Source organism: Brucella oryzae (assembly GCF_041929965.1).
GTDB lineage: Bacteria > Pseudomonadota > Alphaproteobacteria > Rhizobiales > Rhizobiaceae > Brucella > Brucella oryzae.
In genome coordinates this window covers 12,988-29,524 of the sequence record NZ_JBHEEO010000010.1, presented here as the reverse complement: position 1 = coordinate 29,524, position 16,537 = coordinate 12,988, and the positions used below count along the sequence as shown (strand labels likewise).

Genomic DNA, 16,537 nt, shown 5'->3' with positions numbered 1-16,537 from the left:
GCATCTCGTCCGGAAACGCTCATGCTCGTCAAACAAATCATGGTGTTTGCGTCAATGTCCTTTCAAGAACTCCGGCTTGACCGGATGAGCCGATCATTCGGAACTTTCAATGCGCTGAGGGAAATCAACCTCACTATCCGGAAAGGCGAGTTCATCGCGCTTCTCGGCCCTTCCGGCTGCGGAAAATCGACGGCTCTCAATTGCATTGCCGGTCTTCTTGGTACGACGGCTGGTGGTATCTTTATCGATAATCGTCGCGTGGACCAGCTGAAGCCGGAAGATCGCGGTTTCGGCATGGTCTTCCAGAATTATGCGCTGTTTCCGCATATGAATGTGCTGCAGAATGTCGGTTTCGGCCTCAAGATGCGCGGTCTGGCGAAAAGCGAGATCGAGAAGCGCGCGCGGGCCGCATTGGTTCTGGTGCGGCTGCAGGGCCAGGAAGATAAGTTGCCCGGGCAGCTTTCCGGTGGCCAGCAGCAGCGTGTGGCGATTGCCCGCGCCATCGTCATCGAACCGCCGGTGGTTCTCATGGATGAGCCGCTTTCCAATCTCGATGCCAAGCTGCGGCTTGAGATGCGGGCCGAAATCCGCCGCATTCATAACCAGCTCGGTTCTACGACGATCTATGTAACCCATGATCAGGATGAAGCCCTGTCGCTCGCCGACCGCATCGTGGTCCTGCGTGATGGGGAAATCCGTCAGGTCGGCAAGCCGCATGAACTTTATGAAGAACCGCGCTATCGCGACGTTGCCGCTTTTATGGGTTTCCGCAACGCCTTGCCGGGCAAGGTCGTGCGCGTCGAGAAGGGGCAGGCCGTTATTTCCGTCGCGGGAAGCGAACTCGTTGGACGCGCGATGGATGCGCTTGCGCCGGGCGATGATGCCGTTCTGATGGCGCGTGGCGATGATGTCGTTTCCGGTTCAGGCCATCGCAACGACTTGCAGGCGACCGTCGAGACCATCGAATATCGCGGTCGCGAATATGTCGGCACGGCCCGCACGGAAACCGGGATGGAGCTGGTCTTTCACGGATCGCAGGGCGTGGAGCCCGGCAGCCGTATTGTGCTTGGCATCGATGCTGGCCACGCGCTGGTTTTCCCGGCGGAGGGCTGAGCGATGGCGGACGAGACCTATGCAGATGTGTCACTCAAACCGGACTTGCGACAACGCCTCGCCAATCGCGGTTTCGACGGTGTCACCCTTCTGATCCTGCCCGCACTGCTCTTTGTGGTGGGCGTCTTCATCTATCCGTTTCTTTACGGGCTCGTTCTGTCGTTCAATCCGATCGATGGCGGCGGAGCGCTGGCCAATTACCGCAAGTTCTTCTCCGATCCCTATCTCTACAAGACCATCGGCGCGACGCTGTGGCTGGCCGTTCCCGTCACCATCATCAGTGTTCTTTTCGCCGTTCCCATTGCCATGCGCGTGCGCCTGATGCCGTGCCAGCGCCTGCTGACGACGATCCTCGTTCTGCCGGTGACGCTCGGCACGGTTCTGATCGCGGAAGGTCTGCTCAACTATCTCGGGCCGCAAGGCTGGTTCAGCCGCACGCTGATCACCATCGGCCTGATCGACAGCCCGTTGAAGCTCACCAACAATTACTGGGGTGTCTTTGCGTCGCTGGTCATCACGGTGTTCCCGTTCACCTTCCTGCTGACATTGTCCTACATAACCGGCATCGATCCCGCACTGGAGCGCGCCGCCGCCACCCATGGCGCTAATAGCTGGCAGCGCTTCCGCCATGTCATGCTGCCCCTGCTGGTGCCGGGGCTGGTCATCGCGGCCTGCCTCACCTTCGTACAGGCCTTTGCCGTGTTTCCGTCCGCCGTTCTGTTGGGCGCGCCTTCGGGGCCGACGCGGGTGATTTCGATTGCCGCGGCCCAGGCGGCCTTCGAGCAATATGACGACTCCATGGCTTCATCCATCGCCATGATCATGGCAGCGGTGCAATTGCTGGTCGTTGGTGCGCTTCTGGGCGTGCGTTCGCTCTTCTATCGCGGTTCCACCGCCGGCGGAAAGGGATAGGTCATGATCCGCGATACTTCCGTCCTTTCCAAGCTCTGGATCACGCTCGTCTGGCTTGTGACCGGGTTTTTCGTACTGAATGTCCTGGCCGTCATCACGGCTGTGGTGGTTTCGAGTTTCGGCACGCGCTGGCTCGGTACGTGGCTGCCGGATGCTCTTACCACGCGCTGGTATGCGGCGGCCTGGGCTGAATTTCAGCTTGATCAGGTGCTGCTGGTCACCTTTCAGGTCGTCTTTGCCGTGGTGATCCTGTCGGGTATTCTGGGGGTGACGGCAGCTTATGCCATGGCGCGCCGGGATTTTCCGGGCAAGAAGCTTGTGCTTCTGATCTTCCTGCTGCCGCTTCTGGTGCCGCCGATAACCTTCGGCATTCCGCTGGCGACCGTGCTTTACAAGTTCGGCGTGGGCGGTACGTTCTGGGGCGTCGTTCTCGCCAACCTCGTGCCGACAGTCCCCTTCGTCATTCTGGTGATGATCCCCTTCATCGAGCAGATCGACCCGAAGGTCGAGGCGGCTGCGCGCGTATTCGGCGCAGGCACGTTCAAGCTCTTCATTCATGTGCTTCTGCCCATGCTGACGCCGGGCGTGCTTGCGGCCATGCTTCTGGTTCTGGTGCGCACGGTCGCGATGTTCGAACTGACCTTCCTGACCGCGGGGCCGACATCGCAGACGCTCGTGGTTGCGCTTTATTATTCGGTGTTTGCTGCCGGGGTTCGCTCCGTCCAGTCCATCGACGCCATGGCGGTCATTTACATGGTCACCTCGCTGGTGTGGCTGCTTCTGGCACTGCGCTTCGTCAATCCGACCCAGATCGTTGCGCGCAACCGTCAACCGTCCGCGCATTGAGGCATAACAGAATGAAAATCACAGCTATCGAAACGGTGCAGCTTCCGCACCTCAACAACATATTGTGGGTGCAGGTCCACACCGACGAAGGCATTGTCGGGCTTGGCGAGACTTTCCGCGGCGCAAATGCGGTCGCAGCCTATATCCATAGCGATATCGCGCCGCTGCTTCTTGGCCAGAATCCGCTGGAGATCGACCGTATCTCCAAGCTGCTGCTGGAGCCCTATGTCGGCTTTCGGTCGTCGGGCGTGGAAATCCGTGCTGCCTCGGCAATCGACATCGCGCTGTGGGATATATTCGGCAAGGTGACCGGCCAGCCGATCCATCAGCTGCTTGGCGGCTTGTCGCGGCAGTCGATCCGTACCTACAACACCTGCGCAGGTTACACTTATAACAAGAGCGGCGCGCGCCGTTATATCGGCGATGCCGACGAGGCGAAGGAAGGGCCTTACGAGGACCAGCTGGCTTTTCACCGGGATGCAGGCGCACTTGCTGAAAGCCTTCTGTCGGAAGGCATCACGGCCATGAAAATCTGGCCTTTCGACCCGTTTGCCGTCGCATCCGGCGGAAATTTCATCCATGCCGGCGATCTGGACAAGGCGCTGGAACCGTTCCGCCAGATACGCGATGCGGTTGGCGACCGGATGGAAATCATGGTCGAGTTTCATTCCATGTGGGACCTGACGTCGGCTCTGGCCATCGCGCGCGAATTGAAAGCCTTCCGGCCTTTCTGGTCGGAAGACCCGATCAAGATGATGAACCCGCAGGCGCTGGCCGTTTATGCGCGCCAGTCCGGCATTCCGGTCTGCGCCAGCGAAACCATGGCCACGCGCGCGCAATTTCTGGATGTCCTGCGCGCCGATGCCTCCGATTATGTCATGCTCGATATTTCCTGGTGCGGCGGGCTTTCGGAGGCGAAAAAGATCGCCACCATGGCCGAGGCATTCCAGCGTCCCATTGCGCCGCACGATTGTACCGGGCCGGTGGTTTTTGCAGCTTCCATTCACCTGTCGCTCAACGCGCCGAATGCGATCTATCAGGAATCCGTCCGCGCCTATTACACGTCCTGGTATCGCGATCTGGTGACTGTGATGCCGCGTATCGAGAACGGCGTGATCTATCCGTTCGAGGGGGCAGGTCTCGGACTGGAACTCTCCGATTTCGTGCTCGATCATCCTGATGTCATCCGGCGGAAAACAGAGACTGAATGATGGGACCGTTTCGCTGCATAGCCGATCTGCGCGGGCAATTGATGGAAAGCCCAGTATGGGATGACCGCAGAGGAACACTTTTCGCCTGCGATATCCATGGGCGCCGCATATATGAAATCGATATTGACGCCGCCATGGATACCGGTCGGGGCGTGCTTCGTGAATGGTCCTTTGCAAGCCAGGTGGCGAGCCTTGGATTGACCGAAAGCGGACGTCTCGTGGTGGCACTTTCACGTCAGCTCGTTCTGTTCGACCCTGAAACGGGTAGCCAGCAACCGCTGTGGTCCGCCTATGACGAGCCCGCCACCTCCCGCCTCAACGATGGCAAGGTTGGCCCCGACGGTGCCTTCTGGATCGGCAGCATGGATGGCCGTCCTGAGCGGAAAGCCATCTCGCGGCTCTATCGGGTGACCGGCGACGGCAATGCATCCGTGAAGGCTGAGGGTTTCGAGATTTCCAATGGTCTCGCCTGGACTGCGGATGGCGGAACCATGTTTCATACGGATTCACGCGGGCCGTGGATCGACCGTTACGACTTCGATCCGCAGTCAGGCGACATTAGCGGGCGCAAGCGCATTTGCGATCTCGATGAGCAGAGCGGCAGGCCGGACGGCGGTGCCTGCGATGCCGAGGGCGCTTATTGGAGCGCGGGTGTTTCTGCGGGTGTTCTGAACCGCTTCGACCGCGAGGGCAATCTGCTTGAAAAACTTCCCGTACCGGTTCCGGCGCCGACAATGCCCTGTTTTTGCGGGGCTGATCTGACACTTCTGGCCATCACCTCGCATCGCCAGTTGCCGGAAGCGGCTCTGGAGGCGGCCCCTCGGTCGGGTGGTGTGTTTATGGCGCAGGCGTCTGTTGCCGGGGCCCCGGTGACCCGGATGAGGGGAGCATAGCGAGATCGCTTATCTCTCCATAAATATTTGTTTTAAATCACTGTTTTTCCGAAGAGCGTTTCACTCTCTTCGGCATGAATTCTGATCGGGAAGGTAGGGAAATGACGAGAAAGACCTATGGTGACCTGCGCTCGGCGCGCTGGATGCTGCCCGATGACCAACGCTCGTTCGGCCATCGTTCGCGCACCATGCAGATGGGATACGATCCGGTCGATTGGGAAGGCCGTCCGATCATCGCCATCATAAATACGTGGTCCGAGGCCCAGCCTTGCCACATGCATTTCAAGGATCGGGTGGAATGGGTCAAACGCGGCATCCTGCAAGCGGGCGGCTTCCCGATGGAACTGCCTGCATTGTCGCTGTCGGAAAATTTCGTAAAGCCGACAACCATGCTCTATCGCAATCTGCTGGCAATGGAGACCGAGGAACTTCTGCGCTCGCATCCGATCGACGGCGCGGTTCTGATGGGCGGCTGTGACAAGACCACGCCGGGCCTTGTCATGGGGGCAGTCAGCATGGGATTGCCGTTCATCTTCCTGCCTGCCGGGCCGATGTTGCGCGGCAATTATGCCGGTAAATATCTGGGTTCCGGCACGGATGGCTTCAAATATTGGGACGAGCGCCGCGCAGGCACCATTTCCAAGGAGGAATGGCAGGGGATCGAAGGTGGCATCGCCCGGTCCTACGGCCATTGCATGACCATGGGAACCGCATCGACCATGACCGCGATTGCCGAAGCCATGGGGCTGACACTTCCTGGCGCATCATCGATCCCGGCTGCGGATGCCAATCACCAGCGCATGTCCACGCAATGCGGCCGCCGCATCGTCGAGATGGTCTGGGAAGACCTGACGCCGAAAAAGATCATGACGCCCGCCGCAATCACCAATGCGGTCACGGTCGCAATGGCGACGGGATGCTCGACAAATGCCATCATTCATCTGATCGCGATGGCGCGCCGGGCAGGTGTGCCGCTGGAGCTGGACGATCTGGACCGCATCGGACGCACGACGCCTGTGATCGCCAATATCAGGCCCTCCGGCACAACCTATCTGATGGAGGATTTCTATTATGCAGGCGGGTTGCGGGCACTGATGAAACAGCTTGGCGACAAGCTTGATCCGTCCGCGGTGACCGTGACCGGCAAGCCGCTGACCGACGGTCTGGAAGAGGTTCACATCTGGAACGAGGACGTGATCCGTCCGCTTTCCAATCCGGTCTATCACGAAGGTTCGCTTGCGGTGCTGAAAGGCAATCTCTGTCCCGATGGCGCGGTGATAAAGCCTGCAGCTTGCGATCCCCGCTTTCATCGCCACCAAGGCCCGGCGCTTGTCGCGGACAGCTATCCGGACCTGAAGAAGATCATAGACGATCCCGATTATCCGATGACGCCGGACACGGTTCTGGTGCTGCGCAATGCGGGTCCGCAGGGCGGGCCGGGAATGCCGGAATGGGGCATGATCCCCATGCCGAAAGCGCTGTTGAAGCTTGGGCTGCGCGACATGGTGCGTATTTCGGATGCGCGCATGTCGGGAACGAGTTTTGGTGCCTGTGTTCTGCATGTCGCGCCGGAATCCTTCATCGGCGGCCCGCTTGCCCTGCTGAAGACCGGCGACATGGTCGAGCTCGACATTCCAGCCCGCAGTCTCAACATGCTGGTTTCGGATGAGGAGCTGGCGGCGCGGCGTGCGGCCTGGCAGACGCCGCCGCCCAAATATGAGCGCGGTTACGGCTTTGTCTTTTCCAAACATGTCGAACAGGCCGACAAGGGCTGCGATTTCGACTTCCTGAAAACCGATTTCGGCCGTCCTGTCGACGAACCGGTCATTTATTGAGAGGCAGCCTCGATGTCAGATTATGTGCTTTCCGAGGAAACGCGGGCGAAGCTGAAGACGGTTTCGACAGCGTCCGTTGCAACGGCGCTGTACAAGCGCGGCCTGCGCAACCAGTTCATTCAAGGGGTACTGCCGGTGGCGCGCAAGCGCGAAAATATGGTCGGTCAGGCCTTCACGCTGCGCTATATCCCGGCGCGTGAGGACCGCAACCCCATCACGGTTTTTCGCAACCCGGATCATAAGCAGCGCGTTGCGATAGAGGCCTGTCCGCCCGGTTGGGTGCTGGTGATGGATGCACGTAAGGATGCGCGTGCGGCGACGGCTGGGTCGATCCTCGTGACAAGGCTTGCCTTGCGCGGCGCAGCGGGCATTGTTTCAGACGGCGGCTTTCGCGACGTCAGCGGGATCGGCGAGCTTGATATGCCGGCCTATTGCGCAAAGCCCTCCGCGCCGACCAATCTGACGCTGCATGAGGCAGTGGACATCAACGTGCCGATAGCCTGCGGCGATGCGGCGGTGTTTCCGGGCGATGTGCTTGTCGGCGATGCCGATGGCGTCATGGTCATTCCGGCTCACCTTGCCGATGAAATCGCCGCCGAATGCATCGGTATGGAAACCTATGAGGATTTCGTGCTGGAAGAAGTGCTAAGTGGCGCCACCATTGTCGGCCTCTATCCGTGTACGAAGGAAGAGACCGAGCGCAAGTTCCAGAACTGGCGCGAAAAGAATGGCCGTTAATAAAGAAGGGAGGCATTACGCCTCCCTTCGTCGCTTTGGCTTAATAAAGCACGTTCTTGGCTTCCGGCTGGTCGATATTGTCCTTGGTCACGACAACGGCGCCCGTATCGACAAACTTCTCGACCTTTTCCTTGTTCAGCACTTTCAACAGGGTTTCGATGCCCTTTTCGCCCATCTGGTAGGAACCCTGAACGACAATGGCATTGAGCGTGCCGTCCTTGACGAATTCCTGCAGGTCCTGATTGCCGTCGAAGCCGATGGCGGTCAGCTTGCCAGCCTTGCCCGCCTGCTTGATCGCGCGGCCCATGCCGATGGCGGTCGGTTCGTTGGCGCCGAAAATGCCGACGAGGTCGCTATTGGCCGCCAGAACGTCGGTCGTCTGGTTAAGCGCTGTCGCCATCTGCGACTGCGAGTAATAGGGGCCGACGATTTCCAGCTTGGAATTGGCCTTGATGTAGTCCACGAAGCCGCCGACGCGACCGATTTCCGAGCCAGCGCCTGCAACATAGGACATGACGGCGATCTTGCCGGTCGTGCCTGCCTTGTCGATCAGGGCCTTGGCCGCGGCTTCACCGGCCTTGCGGTTATCGGTGGCGAGGAACGACTGGTAGTATTTGTCGGCGCCATCGGCGAGTTGCGAGTCGATGATGACGACCGGAATGCGGGCTTCCCAGGCCTTCTTCACGGCAGGCGTCAGCGCATCCGGGTCGGACGGCGCAAGAAGGATCGCGTCCACTTTGCGGTTCACGGCATTTTCCACCATGTTGACCTGATCGGCGATGGCCGATTCAGCCGCCGGACCCTGGAAGGTCATGGTGTGATCCTTGGAATCCTTGATCGCAGCTTCGGCGCCCTTCTGGACATTCTGCCAGAAGGTTGAATTCACGGTCTTGACGATCACGGCGATTTCGCCCGCCGAAGCGCCTGCCACTCCTGCAAACACAAAGGCCGAAGCCATCAATGCAGACACCAGTTTACGCATATTTTCCTCCTGTTATCGAGCTCTTGGCTCTACCCTTTTCCGGAACGCCTGACGCATTCCGTCTCCCCTCTCATCGGCGGTTGCGCATCTGGTCGATCCATACCGTGACCAGAATGACGAGGCCGATGATGATCTGCTGTGTGAAAGCGGAAATGCCGTTCATATTGAGGCCATTCCGCAGGATTCCGATGACGAACGAGCCGATGAACGTACCCGAAATCGTGCCGACACCGCCGATCAGCGACGTGCCGCCGATGACAGCGCTCGCAATGGCGTCGAGCTCATAGGCAACCCCTTCATTGGGCTGTGCGGTGACGAGGCGGGACATGAGAACGCAGCCCGTCAGTCCCGCCAGTGTTCCCGATACGACATAGGTGAAGGCCGTCACGCGGGCGACGTTGACGCCCGAAAGCCTTGCGGCCTCCGCATTCGACCCGATGGCATAGATGTGGCGGCCAAGCACGGTGCGGTTCAACACGAGTGCCGCCGCGATCGCGATCACGATCATCAGCACCACCGGGTAGGGGATGCCGGGGAAGGTGACGACCGGAAAACCCTGTTCGTCGATGCTCTCGATGCGGAACAGCGAGCCGTTGCCCAGCACGCCGAAGGATTCGCCAAGGCCGGAGACGGCGCGCGCACCGGTGATCTGCAGCGCGACGCCGCGCGCGATCAGCATCATGCCGAGCGTGGCGATGAAGGGCGGCAGCTTCAGCTTGGTGATGACAAAGCCGTTGATGAGGCCGCAGAGCGATCCCGTCAATATGCCGAGCAGCATGGCGAGCGGGATGGGCAGCGAAAGGTCCTTGACCGCAAGTGCGGCCACAACACCGGCAAGCGCCAGCACGGAGCCGACCGAAAGATCGATGCCGCCGGTAATGATGACATAGGTCGCACCGATGCCGAGAAACGCGATTGAGGTCACCTGCAAGGCGATGGTCATCGCATTGTTGACGGTCATGAAAGCGCTGCTGGTGACGGAAAAGATCGCCGCCAGAAGGATCAGGCTGCCGACAGCCGCAAATTTCTGGATGATATCCTTCTGGCGGTCGCTGAGCCCCTTGGATTTTGCCGTCTGCTGGGGCTTGTCCGTAGTGATTTCGGCCATTACTGCGTCCTCATTTGTCCTGCCGCCCCCGCCCGGAGGCATAGGTCATGATTTCTTCCTGCGATGTCGCAGCCGTGTTCAGGACAGCGGTGATGCGTCCCTCGTGAAAGACCGCCACGCGGTCCGAAAGCCCGAGAATTTCCGGCAGCTCCGAGCTGATCAGCACAATGCCGATACCCCTTGCGGCCAGTTCGTCCATGATCTGGTAGATCGCGAATTTCGCGCCCACATCGATGCCCCGCGTCGGCTCGTCGAAGAACATGATGCGCGGCTCGCGGAACAGCCATTTGCCGATGATGATCTTCTGCTGGTTGCCGCCCGAAAGCAGGCGTACGGGCTGGGCCAGCCCCGGTGTCTTGATGTTGAGAAGATCAACATAGCGCTGGCTTGCCTGCCGCTGCCGTTCGAAATCGATCACGCCATAGGAACTGCTGACCGCTTCCATATTGGCAAGCGTCAGATTGGCATCGACCGGCATCTTGACGGCCAGCCCTTGCGCCTTGCGATCTTCCGACAGATAGGCGATGCCTGCCTCGATGGCGTCACGCGGGCTCGCGATGGAAAGCGTCTCGCCTTCAAGCACAATGGTTCCGGCATCGTGTGGATCGGCGCCGAAGATCGCGCGCGCCACTTCCGTACGCCCCGCACCCATCAACCCGGCAAAACCGAGGATTTCTCCGCGCCGGAGTTCAAATCCGATATTCTCGAAGACGCCGCTTCGCGTCAGTCCTGCGACGGAGAAAATCACTTCTGCCGTCGGCTTGCGCGTCGGTTCCGGAAATTTCTCATCAAGCGAGCGCCCGACCATCCCGGCCACGATCTCATCGACGGTGACGGCGTCAAAGTCTTTGGTCCAGACATAGCGCCCGTCGCGCAGGATGGTGACGCGGTCTACAATCTCCGCCATTTCATCGAGACGATGCGAAATATAGACGATGCCGGTGCCTTGCGCCTTCAACTCGCGGATGACCTTGAACAGAAGCTGCGCTTCCTGCTCGGTCAGCGAGGAGGTCGGTTCGTCCATGATGAGTACGGAAGCATTGAGCGAGAGAGCCTTGGCGATTTCAACCATCTGGCATTGGGCGACCGACAGGTTCAGCACCTGGGTGGACGGGTCGATCCTGACGCCAAGCCGGTCGAGGCAGCGCTGTGCATCTTCCTTCAGCTTGCGGCGGTCGACAAAGAAGCCGCGTTTCGGCTCGCGCGCGAGATAGATGTTTTCGGCAACGCTTAAGTGCGGAACGAGGTTCAGTTCCTGATGAATGATGGCGATGCCTGCCGCTTCCGATTCAAGCGTGGAGGCAAAGCTGACCGGCTGGTCACGATAATGGATTGTCCCGCCATCCGGCTGATAAACGCCGCTGACGATCTTCATCAAGGTCGATTTGCCCGCGCCGTTTTCGCCGCAGACGGCATGAACTTCGCCCGCCCGCAATTCAAAGCTGACATTCGACAAGGCTTTGACGCCCGGAAATTCTTTGGAAACGGAATCCAGTTTGAGCAAGATAGGCGCGGTATCGGCGCGCGCTGTTGCTGACGGCAATCCTCCCATCGCGCTTCCTCCCTCGCGCAAAGTTTCGTCACCTATGAATGGAAGAAGTAGAAGGCTACTTGTTTCTGGTCAAGCCAATTTTGCGCGAGCAGCAAAAAACCCGCAGTGCAGCGGGAAAGACCTACTGAATTTCGGCTATTAAACCTAATTGGCCTGACCAGAGGATGGTTGTGCCGTTTTACCTGCATCGTGAATCATTTACTGGAAGGAAGCGAAAAGGCTGGCGCCGTTGATCAGAAGAGAGCAGTGTTACTACTGCAAATCTGGCAGTATCGCAGTATTTTATGCGGCCACCTCTGGAAAGAGGGGCGGTTCCTTTCTATCATTATAGTCCGATTATCTGATCCCGAGGGGCAGTTTTGTACTTTGAAATAATTACGGTCGTGCTGTTGACGATCCTCAATGGTGTTCTTGCCATGTCGGAACTCGCAGTGGTTTCCTCCCGTCCGGCACGACTGAGGGTAATGGCCGACAAGGGCAGCCGCGGCGCCCGCATGGCCATCGAGCTTGCAGATAATCCCGGTCGTTTTCTCTCCACCGTCCAGATCGGTATCACCCTTGTCGGCATTCTGTCGGGCGCGTTTTCCGGCGCAACGCTGGGCGCGCGTCTGTCGGGCTGGCTTCTGGGGCAGGGCTTTTCGCCAGCTCTTGCCGATGCGCTCGGCGTCGGTTCGGTTGTCGTGGTCATCACTTACCTGTCGCTGATCGTCGGTGAACTCGTGCCGAAGCAGATCGCGCTGCGCGAACCGGAAGCGGTTGCAAGCCGTGTCGCGCCGACGATGGCGCTGCTGTCCAAAATGGCCGCACCTCTGGTCTGGCTTCTCGATACGTCGGGCCGTCTGGTCCTGAAACTGCTCGGCCAGTCCGGCAAGTCGAGCGATGGCGTGACCGACGAAGAGATCAGGTCCGTCCTCGCCGAAGCGCATAGCGCGGGCGTGATCGAAACGGAGGAATCCCGCATGATCGCGGGCGTGATGCGCCTTGCCGACCGCACGGCGCGCGGGCTGATGACGCCGCGCATGGATGTCGAAATGGTCGATATAGACGACAGCTTCGACGAAATCCGCGAGCAGCTGCAGAACACCAGCCGTTCGCGGCTTCCGGTACGCGGCGAGGATTCCGACGAAGTGATCGGCGTCCTGCAGGTACGCGACTTCTTCAACCAACTATCGTCCAGGGGCAGCGTCAACCTGCGCGAGATTGTCAGGGACGTTCCGGTCGTGTCGGATTTTTCCGATGCGCTGGACGTGGTGGAAGCCATTCGCGGTACGCCGACCCATATGGTGCTCGTCTATGACGAATACGGCCATTTCGAAGGGGTCATCACCGCAGGCGATGTGATGGAAGCGATCATCGGCGCCATGCAGGAGGATCATGTCGAAGAAAAAGCGATTGTACGCCGGGCAGATGGTTCATACCTCGTCTCGGGCTGGATGCCGATTGACGAGTTCTCGGAGTTCCTGCATTTTTCGGTCGATGACGATGCGGAATACAACACCGTTGCCGGGCTGGCGCTTGAGGAACTGAAGCATTTGCCGGATGTGGGTGAAACATTCGTCAAGAACGGATGGGTGTTCGAAATTGTGGATCTTGACGGCCGCCGCATCGACAAGCTGCTGCTGACGGCGGAAGTCCAGCAGACCGAATAAATCTCGTCTTGCGCAATAAGAAATCAAGTTGAAAATACCCGGATGCGGCACGTCTGGCGATGGGCCGCATCCTCCGGGCGCCGAAATGACTCGCGATCTGCTGCGTCGAACCGCTCAGCCGGGGGAGCCGCCCCGTTCTTCGCGTCTCTCCTGGCAGCTCTTGTCATTTCAGGTGCCATTTCCATCAAATTAATAGATCCTGACCCTAGATTGCATGCATGTTATACTTGTCAGTTGGGGGCAGGTTTGCTGTCATTCCTTTTCGTTCGGGAACAAGAGGGTCGTGCCTGATCGAAAACGTTGAACGTGCTCTCGTTTGCGGTAGCGTACAGATGGGGTCGAAAATCGCATACTGGCTGCAACTGGCCAAGTCCATATATGGCCATCGAAGCAGCCCTGTCACCGACAAAATATTGACGGATCAGCTCAGGGATATCTGCGAGGGCCTGCGCTTCTCAATGCCTATCAGCAGCATCCTGTCTGCGCTTATCCTGCTGGTTCAAGTCGCTGAGCATCACTTTCTGGTTTCTTTTGTCTGGTTTGCGCTGGTTAATATCGTCAACGCGCTCCGTTTCATCGATGCTATTGCCTTTTATCGAAGTGCTGCCGCGCCAGCTGAAAACGCTGCCACCATCCAGAGCCAGCTAACACGGTTTCGATTGCTGGCGGCTCTGTCCGGCACGCTCTGGGCCGGTGTCGCGGTTTTGTCCCATGGCTTCACCGCTTCGCAGTCCTCGGTTTATCTGGTCATTCTCGCCGGCATCTGTGCAGGGGCGGTGACCTATGGCGCGTCCTATGCTGCGGTGGCGATCAATTTCATAACGCCACCGCTGGCCGTGACGGCGATCTGTCTTCTGTGGCAGGCCGATCTGCAGCATGGCGTGCTTGCTTTCTCGGTCGTGTTGTTCTGGTTCGGGATCACCCGTGGCGCGCTGCTGGGGCAGAACAGGTTTATCGAAACCAGCAGGCTGAAGCACGAAGCCAAGCAGACAGCGGACGAAATGGCGCTCAAGTCGCAGGAAGACCCGCTGACCGGGCTCTTCAACCGGCGCGGCCTGGAAACTTCCATTCGCCTGTTTCCGTTGAAGGACGGCCCGTTCATTGTCATGCTGATCGATCTCGACGGCTTCAAATCCGTCAACGATACCTACGGCCATAAAATGGGAGATGATCTCCTTGTCGCCATTGCGCAACGCATTCGCCAGGTTTCGCCGGAACGATCCGTTCTGGCGCGTATCGGCGGCGATGAATTCGTGCTTCTTTATCCAGAGCCGTCGGCGAAGATAGAGGCGGGCCTTGTGGCGGCACGCATTATCGGCAGTTTGACGGCGCATTATCAGGGTATTTTGTCGGTCGAGATCGGTGCTTGTGTCGGCATCTGCCGACTTGAACGCCTTGATCCCGTGGACATGCTGCTGCAGGCCGATTTCGCCCTTTATGCCGCCAAAAAACGCGGTCGCAACGAATATTACTTTTTCGAGAAACGCCTTCAGCACGAGTGGGAGCGCAAGCAGAGCATCGAGCGTGATCTGCGTATCGCAATCGAAACCGGGCAGGTTCAAACTTACTTCCAGCCGGTGGTTGAGCTTTCCAGCGGACGGATGATCGGTTTCGAGGCTCTGCTGCGCTGGGATCATCCGCAGCACGGCACAATCGCTCCACCGGAAATTATCGACGTCGCTTGCGAAGTGGGGGTGGTGCGGCAGCTCACGCATAATGTATTTTTCAATTGCTGCGAGATGATCGACAAACTCATTGAGGGTGGACGCAACGATTTGACGGTCGCCATGAATCTTTCGCCTCGCGAATTGGCTGGAGGGCGCATTCCGCACGAAATCCTGTCCCAGATGGAAAAGCGCGATCTCCCGATATCCATGCTCGAAATCGAGATTACAGAGGAGGCTCCGTTCGATCAGCGCGGGATGAACGACAGTCTGGGCGCGCTGTCGAACGCCGGGATTTCCATCGCGCTGGACGATTTCGGCACCGGCTTTGCAACCTTTGCCTCGTTGAAGAAGGGCCTCATCACCAAGATCAAGATCGACAAGGTGTTCGTGCGCGGCATCGCCGATTCCGAGGGCGACCAGCATATCGTGCGGGCCATGGTCGAGCTTGGCGATGCCCTTGGCATCAAGGTTACCGCTGAGGGGATCGAGACGGAGGAAGATCGCGACATGCTGTGTAAACTCGGCTGCAATAGTGGGCAGGGCTTCCTGTTTGCACCAGCTTTGCCGATGAACATGGCGCTGGACGCACTGGCACGGTGGGGAGCCAGTTCACGGCTCGATCAGGCTGCCCGGTAGTTTGGGTGGATATTCCATCTCGATTTCGTCCCGGCTGTAAATGGGGCTCTTCAGATTGGGGCCGGTCAGAACTGGGCGGATTCTGTATTTTCCGACAGCCAGTCCTTCCGGGAAGAACGGCGAATAGGCGTCTTCATCGTTGACCGGGTGATAGATCACATACTGTCCGCCTCGCTTTTGCACGGGGTTGTCGTCGAGCGTTTCGCTCTTTCCCGGCTCCAGGGTCTTGTTGAAGAGGTCATAGAGCTTGTGCGTGGTCTGCCGGCCGTCGGCAGATGTGAAAATCAGGTGCAATTCACCATAGCTGAGGTTCTCCGCCTCCTGGCCTTCATTTGAAAGGGTCAGCGTGAACAGGTGCCTGTAGTAATGCTGATCCTTGTCGACCCGGCTGTAATCCGCGAGACCGAGCTGCAGGGGTTGCGGCTTTTGTCCGTTTTCGACCTGCCATACCGCAAGATCATAGGCTTCTTTCAGGGATATCCAGCGCTCCAGCGGCCCGGTTTTGCCCTGATAGGCGATCTTCATCCAGTCATCACCGGCATAAGCAAGCTTGCGCACCTTGTCGCCCTTGGTCAGATAGGCGTTTGTGGCGCTTTGCCGGTCAGGGTTACTGTAGAGGGTCAGCTTTTCCAGCGGGACTTCCCAGCCTTGTTCCGTTTCATCCGGGGCTATGGGGGTTTCGAGAATACTGTTTCCCTGCGGGTCGTAGGTGACCATACGCATGGGTTTTATCAGGTAGGGCCAGCCGGAGATTTGTTCTTCCGGGCGGGATTGCTGCACAAGCCGCACCGTTCTGTCGCGACCGATCGATAGCATATCGACCCGGCTATAATGCCCGTCCAGACTGCAGCTGCTTTTGATCAGTTTTCGCTCCGGGATGCGCTCGACATTCCACAGCTCACCGCAATTGAGTTTCCCGCCAAGTTCGTCCTCGATTATCAGGGGCGAAAAGGATCTGGCTTTCTGATCGTAGAGATAAAGCGCAACGCCGACGTCAAGGCTTCCCGCTTCTCGCGCGCGCAGGGCAAGATCGGTGTAGCCGTCGAAATCATAGTCGCCGGTTTCGAAGTCGACCGGTCCGTCCAGCCCTGCAAGCCAGTCGGAATCCAGCAGGACGAGCTTTGATCCATCCGGCTGGATCAGAACATAACCCTCTTCGCGTTTTTCGATATGCGCACTCACGCCGGGTTCTGGCAGGAGGCGAGGAAGATTTTCATCCGCGAAAGCAAGGTTGATTTGGCCCGGCGATAGAAATGCCAGAGCAATTCCGAGTGCCGCAAGGTTGAAAAATCGTCTCATTGCCATCTGCTTGTTTGGTATGGTCAGCTCTGCTTACACGAAGCCGCATCGAAACGGGAGCTGTTCTTTCCGGCCATCCAAAGCTTGGTCGTAAAC

13 protein-coding genes are annotated in these 16,537 nt (G+C 58.7%); 9 read left to right on the top strand and 4 right to left on the bottom strand.

The features are described 5' to 3' along the window. The first annotated feature begins 39 nt into the window (after positions 1-39). From JNC70_RS12590 to JNC70_RS12560, 7 genes are all read left to right on the top strand, one after another. Positions 40-1,113 carry an ABC transporter ATP-binding protein gene (locus JNC70_RS12590; RefSeq protein WP_374788633.1) on the top strand — a complete coding sequence of 358 codons (1,074 nt, stop codon included), beginning with the start codon at positions 40-42 and terminating at the stop codon, positions 1,111-1,113. Between the two features lie 3 nt (positions 1,114-1,116). Then, positions 1,117-2,025 carry an ABC transporter permease gene (locus JNC70_RS12585; RefSeq protein ID WP_104754366.1) on the top strand — a complete coding sequence of 303 codons (909 nt, stop codon included), beginning with the start codon at positions 1,117-1,119 and terminating at the stop codon, positions 2,023-2,025. 3 nt (positions 2,026-2,028) lie between these two features. Beyond that, on the top strand, positions 2,029-2,871 hold the full coding sequence (locus JNC70_RS12580) for an ABC transporter permease (RefSeq protein WP_104754367.1): 843 nt from the start codon (positions 2,029-2,031) through the stop codon (positions 2,869-2,871). An 11-nt stretch (positions 2,872-2,882) separates the two neighbouring features. Next, the gene (locus JNC70_RS12575; protein WP_104754368.1) at positions 2,883-4,082 is read left to right on the top strand and encodes a mandelate racemase/muconate lactonizing enzyme family protein; all 1,200 of its coding nucleotides are present in this window, start codon (positions 2,883-2,885) and stop codon (positions 4,080-4,082) included. Further along, complete coding sequence (locus tag JNC70_RS12570; protein ID WP_104754369.1) at positions 4,079-4,975, top strand: SMP-30/gluconolactonase/LRE family protein; 897 nt, start codon at positions 4,079-4,081, stop codon at positions 4,973-4,975. The genes JNC70_RS12575 and JNC70_RS12570 overlap by 4 nt, the downstream gene beginning before the upstream one ends. 101 nt (positions 4,976-5,076) lie before the next feature. Further along, positions 5,077-6,810 carry an L-arabinonate dehydratase gene (gene araD, locus JNC70_RS12565; RefSeq protein WP_104754370.1) on the top strand — a complete coding sequence of 578 codons (1,734 nt, stop codon included), beginning with the start codon at positions 5,077-5,079 and terminating at the stop codon, positions 6,808-6,810. 12 nt (positions 6,811-6,822) lie between these two features. Then, the gene (locus tag JNC70_RS12560; RefSeq protein ID WP_104754371.1) at positions 6,823-7,548 is read left to right on the top strand and encodes a ribonuclease activity regulator RraA; all 726 of its coding nucleotides are present in this window, start codon (positions 6,823-6,825) and stop codon (positions 7,546-7,548) included. Positions 7,549-7,588: 40 nt separating this feature from the next. Here JNC70_RS12560 and JNC70_RS12555 read toward each other — a convergent pair whose 3' ends face one another. The 3 genes from JNC70_RS12555 to JNC70_RS12545 form a co-directional block, all read right to left on the bottom strand. Further along, positions 7,589-8,530, bottom strand: a complete 942-nt coding sequence (locus tag JNC70_RS12555) for an ABC transporter substrate-binding protein (protein ID WP_104754372.1) — start codon at positions 8,528-8,530, stop codon at positions 7,589-7,591. Positions 8,531-8,600: 70 nt separating this feature from the next. Continuing rightward, positions 8,601-9,638 carry an ABC transporter permease gene (locus JNC70_RS12550; protein ID WP_104754373.1) on the bottom strand — a complete coding sequence of 346 codons (1,038 nt, stop codon included), beginning with the start codon at positions 9,636-9,638 and terminating at the stop codon, positions 8,601-8,603. A 10-nt stretch (positions 9,639-9,648) separates the two neighbouring features. Next, positions 9,649-11,190, bottom strand: a complete 1,542-nt coding sequence (locus JNC70_RS12545; protein WP_104754374.1) for a sugar ABC transporter ATP-binding protein — start codon at positions 11,188-11,190, stop codon at positions 9,649-9,651. Between the two features lie 359 nt (positions 11,191-11,549). On the opposite strand from JNC70_RS12545, the gene JNC70_RS12540 reads away from it, so the two are divergent. Both JNC70_RS12540 and JNC70_RS12535 read left to right on the top strand, forming a co-directional pair. Continuing rightward, on the top strand, positions 11,550-12,839 hold the full coding sequence (locus JNC70_RS12540) for a hemolysin family protein (RefSeq protein WP_104754375.1): 1,290 nt from the start codon (positions 11,550-11,552) through the stop codon (positions 12,837-12,839). 458 nt (positions 12,840-13,297) lie between these two features. Beyond that, positions 13,298-15,142, top strand: coding sequence for a putative bifunctional diguanylate cyclase/phosphodiesterase (locus JNC70_RS12535; RefSeq protein WP_374788600.1), 1,845 nt, complete (start codon positions 13,298-13,300; stop codon positions 15,140-15,142). On the opposite strand, the gene JNC70_RS12530 is transcribed toward JNC70_RS12535, so the two are convergent. Next, on the bottom strand, positions 15,116-16,441 hold the full coding sequence (locus tag JNC70_RS12530) for an SH3 domain-containing protein (protein ID WP_245414713.1): 1,326 nt from the start codon (positions 16,439-16,441) through the stop codon (positions 15,116-15,118). The two genes, JNC70_RS12535 and JNC70_RS12530, sit on opposite strands and share 27 nt — an antisense overlap. Between the last annotated feature and the right edge of the window lie 96 nt (positions 16,442-16,537).

Bases quoted from the DNA above. Each gene is read 5' to 3' on its own strand.
- JNC70_RS12590 (WP_374788633.1), top strand. From the start codon at position 40: ATGGTGTTTGCGTCAATGTCCTTTCAAGAACTCCGGCTTGACCGGATG.
- JNC70_RS12585 (WP_104754366.1), top strand. From the start codon at position 1,117: ATGGCGGACGAGACCTATGCAGATGTGTCACTCAAACCGGACTTGCGA.
- JNC70_RS12580 (WP_104754367.1), top strand. From the start codon at position 2,029: ATGATCCGCGATACTTCCGTCCTTTCCAAGCTCTGGATCACGCTCGTC.
- JNC70_RS12575 (WP_104754368.1), top strand. From the start codon at position 2,883: ATGAAAATCACAGCTATCGAAACGGTGCAGCTTCCGCACCTCAACAAC.
- JNC70_RS12570 (WP_104754369.1), top strand. From the start codon at position 4,079: ATGATGGGACCGTTTCGCTGCATAGCCGATCTGCGCGGGCAATTGATG.
- araD (WP_104754370.1), top strand. From the start codon at position 5,077: ATGACGAGAAAGACCTATGGTGACCTGCGCTCGGCGCGCTGGATGCTG.
- JNC70_RS12560 (WP_104754371.1), top strand. From the start codon at position 6,823: ATGTCAGATTATGTGCTTTCCGAGGAAACGCGGGCGAAGCTGAAGACG.
- JNC70_RS12555 (WP_104754372.1), bottom strand. From the start codon at position 8,530: ATGCGTAAACTGGTGTCTGCATTGATGGCTTCGGCCTTTGTGTTTGCA.
- JNC70_RS12550 (WP_104754373.1), bottom strand. From the start codon at position 9,638: ATGGCCGAAATCACTACGGACAAGCCCCAGCAGACGGCAAAATCCAAG.
- JNC70_RS12545 (WP_104754374.1), bottom strand. From the start codon at position 11,190: ATGGGAGGATTGCCGTCAGCAACAGCGCGCGCCGATACCGCGCCTATC.
- JNC70_RS12535 (WP_374788600.1), top strand. From the start codon at position 13,298: ATGCCTATCAGCAGCATCCTGTCTGCGCTTATCCTGCTGGTTCAAGTC.
- JNC70_RS12530 (WP_245414713.1), bottom strand. From the start codon at position 16,441: ATGAGACGATTTTTCAACCTTGCGGCACTCGGAATTGCTCTGGCATTT.